This is a genomic window from Sphingobium sp. BHU LFT2 (assembly GCF_018604485.1).
Classification (GTDB): domain Bacteria; phylum Pseudomonadota; class Alphaproteobacteria; order Sphingomonadales; family Sphingomonadaceae; genus Sphingobium; species Sphingobium yanoikuyae_A.
Genome location: NZ_JAFCGW010000046.1, coordinates 1 through 3,612, shown reverse-complemented (window position 1 = coordinate 3,612; position 3,612 = coordinate 1). Strand labels below are relative to the sequence as shown.

4 protein-coding genes and 2 pseudogenes are annotated in these 3,612 nt (G+C 57.1%); 3 read left to right on the top strand and 3 right to left on the bottom strand.

The window, feature by feature from the left end; genetic code table 11:
- A pseudogene (locus JQK15_RS26220) lies at positions 1-243 on the bottom strand (PAS domain S-box protein); the annotation flags it as partial.
- A gap of 186 nt (positions 244-429) precedes the next feature.
- On the opposite strand from JQK15_RS26220, the pseudogene JQK15_RS27150 reads away from it, so the two are divergent.
- A pseudogene (locus JQK15_RS27150) lies at positions 430-618 on the top strand (IS110 family transposase); the annotation flags it as partial.
- A 511-nt stretch (positions 619-1,129) separates the two neighbouring features.
- On the opposite strand, the gene JQK15_RS26215 reads toward JQK15_RS27150, so the two are convergent.
- Complete coding sequence (locus JQK15_RS26215; protein ID WP_214869544.1) at positions 1,130-1,279, bottom strand: hypothetical protein; 150 nt, start codon at positions 1,277-1,279, stop codon at positions 1,130-1,132.
- Between the two features lie 448 nt (positions 1,280-1,727).
- Here JQK15_RS26215 and JQK15_RS26205 point away from each other — a divergent pair, with 448 nt between their 5' ends.
- The gene (locus JQK15_RS26205) at positions 1,728-2,201 is read left to right on the top strand and encodes a hypothetical protein (RefSeq protein WP_214869546.1); all 474 of its coding nucleotides are present in this window, start codon (positions 1,728-1,730) and stop codon (positions 2,199-2,201) included.
- 307 nt (positions 2,202-2,508) lie between these two features.
- Here JQK15_RS26205 and JQK15_RS27715 read toward each other — a convergent pair whose 3' ends face one another.
- Positions 2,509-2,721 carry a DUF6961 family protein gene (locus JQK15_RS27715; RefSeq protein ID WP_502956886.1) on the bottom strand — a complete coding sequence of 71 codons (213 nt, stop codon included), beginning with the start codon at positions 2,719-2,721 and terminating at the stop codon, positions 2,509-2,511.
- Between the two features lie 11 nt (positions 2,722-2,732).
- Here JQK15_RS27715 and JQK15_RS26200 point away from each other — a divergent pair, with 11 nt between their 5' ends.
- Complete coding sequence (locus JQK15_RS26200) at positions 2,733-3,020, top strand: hypothetical protein (protein WP_214869540.1); 288 nt, start codon at positions 2,733-2,735, stop codon at positions 3,018-3,020.
- Positions 3,021-3,612: the final 592 nt, after the last annotated feature.

Here is a 3,612-nt window from a genome sequence, read left to right as displayed (position 1 = left end):
GGTCATGGCATGCGCGCAAAAGGACATGTCGCGAGGCGTTTCGGCAAATGGGATATCATGCCGCGCCTTGAACAACTGGCGGCGGTCGTCCACCAAGCTGATGCCGGCGCTTTTCGTTCCAGCCACCCGCGCGGCAAGCTGCACAATGGCATCGAGTTCGCGCTCGCTGCGCGAATTCATGACGCCCAGCGCATCCAGCACGGCCAGGCGTTCGAGCTCCCGCAAAGCGTTGGACGTGGGCATGAGATCAACCATTGGAGCAGTATTAAGGACGAAAGTTTACCAAATCCCTTATCACACTATTTCTTTCAGTCGTGAAGGCCATGCACTCTTTCAACGGTGATATCGGGAAGAATCTAGAGCGTTCAAAAGATAGACGGTCCATATTGGCGGCCGATTGTCAAGTTGATGTCGCCTCGCGCCAAGCGCCGCACTTGCCTCTTCGCCGAAGCCGCCAACTCGATCCTGACCAGGAGTCGGGCGACCTTCGCGCTGAAGACATGGGCCATGAAGATCGCCAAGCGCCGAGGCCCGAAGGAGGCCCGTGTCGCGCTCGCTCGTCGGCTCGCAGTCATCATGCATGCCATGCTGCGCGATGGCACCTTGTTCCAGGCGTGAGGTAGGATAGAACCTGTTTGCCACCGGCGAAGCGTCAAAGCTGATCCGACGGCGGTGTCCCGCGAGGGAACGCAGGGACGAACGATCTGCGAAGGTAGTCAGATGGGCCGAAAAGCCCGCGTCGAGTCAATGCAACGTTCGCCTCTGTGAGACCCGATACAGCACGACCAGCTCCGGCTCGACCAGTGCGGACAGATTCATGAATCCCTCAAAGGATCAGCGCCGCCTAGCAACCGCAATTACAGATCTAGGCCTAACCTGCGGATTGTGTGATTCACGGGGAATTCCCAAGGGAGTGAAAATCCGAATTTGTGGGGCGAGCTCGACTTAGGAATGTGGCACGATGGGTTCAGCGATCGGCTTGCGGGAAGATTTTGATGGGCGACGCTGCGACGATTATCACGGACGACGAAGAGCGCAAACAAGGCGCGGCGGTTGTTGGCGTCGGCTGATATTTACGACGGACGATGAATCGTTGCCTGCGCATCGAAAGCAACCACGCGCGCAAAAGCTACCTAGCTGGGCCGCCCGGTCGTGTCCCCGGTGATGGTGTAGCTCGACGGTAGAGATGGTAAGCGCCTTTGTCCTCGTACCAGCCCACGCCGCCGCCGTTGGCTGCGTCGAAAGTTTCGATGCGCATAATGATTTCGTCGTCTTTCATGGAGCATCCTTAGCCGTTTTCAGGTCACAGCGTATCCGATTCACCTCGCCTCATGGCAACCGCCCAGGCGTTGCAACGTGCTTCAGTTAGGATTCGAAGCATGGATGTTGGACCAGAACAAGGCCGTTATCGGCGATCCCGTTTCCCAGATCCTGCGCCAGTGGCTGCAAGCATGGCCTCCCTGCTTTACTGCACCCAGCTGGGTGCATGTACTCGTTCTTGTGATGGGCGGCCTGCTCGCGACGGGCAAGCGAACCGTTACGTCTTGCCTGCGTGTGACCGGCCGAGCCGACGCTGCCAACCTTGCGATTTATCACCGGATCCTCAACCGCGCCCGCTGGAGCTCACGTGCCGTTGCCAGGCGATTGTTCAGCATTTTGGTCGAACGGCTCGTGCCGGATGGTCCCGTTATCACCGACGTCCCCATCGCCGCTCAATGGTGTCGTCCATGCCAACCCCAGTATTGCCGGTCCGATGGGTACTGGTTCGCGCCCCTGAGGGAAAGCGCGAGCCGCAAGCCTTCTTCAGTACCGACATCACACTCGATCCCACCGACATAATCGCCCTCTACGTCCGTCGATGGCAGATCGAGGTCAACTTTGCCGAAACCCGCGCTCACCTCGGTGTCGAAACACAGCGCCAGTGGACCGACAAAGCCATAGCGCGAACCACACCGGCACTGCTGGGAATTTACAGCCTCATATCACTTTGGGCCTGCGATCTGCTTACCGCGACCAGCATCTCCTATGCCGCCGCCTGGTATCGAAAAACCGGCCTGACGTTCAGTGACGCTATCGCTGCCGTCCGGCTTCAACTCTGGGACGGCGACATTAATCAATGCTCCCCGCCGCACCGTGAACCGCACTATATTCCCACATCCCGGCTCGAACGTAGGGCTCAAGCCCTATGCTTCGCCACCTGATCGTACAAAGTCGAGCTATGGCGCGCGACGCAGCTTTAGGGTATTGGGGGCCGCCGATAGTCGCAAAGGCCTGACGCTCTAAAATTGCGCCTCATTAGACCTGGTCGACGGAGAAGCGGCGCCAACTGATTCGGCCCGGCTTCGTTGTCACCTTGGGTGCGCAGCGCTACGTTGTCCGTGCCCCCCGGCAATCTCAAGTTTCTTGGCGGCGCACCGCAGAAAATTAAATCGAAAGGAGTAATCGATTTTACGCTCCCGCTGGGCTTGCTTGACGAGTCTTGAGCAGGATTGATTCCATTCAGCTAAGCTACTGCTGGCTGAGCGGCTCTCCCGTCTGCGGATCAATCAATAAGTCGATCCGGTCAGCGATCAACATCCAAACCCTCACCCCAGCCTCGTCCCCTTCTGCGGTTAGCTCACAAATTCGTGCTTGAGCATGATAGGGTGCATTCCACCCCCGTTTACTTATAACCATGCGGGCCGAAGCCCATAGCGTCCATTCGTTGACGCTGTAAGCCATCAGGGGTCCTGGTGGGACATCTCCTGCCATATTCTCTCCGCCTTGCTTGGGACTTGAATGCTGCCACCGCCCTCAAGGAATATGGTGGAACCGTGGTCAGCAGGAGCAATCGCTACGACCGCTTCTCGATCTATATAGGCAAGACCGGACGGAAATGCATCCACCGCTATCCAATTGCGCTCGCGCTTCCTTGGTGCGAAAAGATCATCCGGTATCATCACTATATTCAAGCCGATCTGCGTATCGCTTGCGCCAAATGTTATCGTGCGAATAATCTGCTGCAGGTGACCCCGAGATGAACCTGGAGAACATCCATCCCGGGGCCGAAAGACTCAGCCGGGCTGCTCCCCGATCCAGGCCTTTCACTTACGATATAGCAGCTTGATCCAATGGGTCGATCCCTACGCCACAGTGCGAATGCTGGCAAAAAGGGCCGCGATCTTTGGACTAACCGTAATATCGGCAAATCCAACAATCCGACGGCCGCCGCGCACGGATTGCGTCTTGCTTATCAGTTTCTCACCAGTCTCCGGCCTGATTAAATGATGCCATATGGCGAGGCAGCCTTACCATATGCAAACGACTCTTAATGAGGATCCAACTATAGCAAAGTTCCGTAGAACCGAGACTAATGCAGCCTTTGATGCAAACAGTAATGAGTCTGCGCGTTACCAGACAGCTAAGAGGCTGTCGTCCTAATAGCGGCCCAGATTGCAAAACCTAAAGCGTAGTAGGGATGAAATTGCCAGGAGCACGGTCGTCTTCGCGGTCAACAGATGTTGCCGCATCCCCGCTGTACTGGGAGGATCTGTCATGCACGGGCGATTTCAACGAGCGCGTCTTGCCCCTGAAGGCTTTGCGGTGGTGTCGCTGCAGGGTGTCGGAGATGAT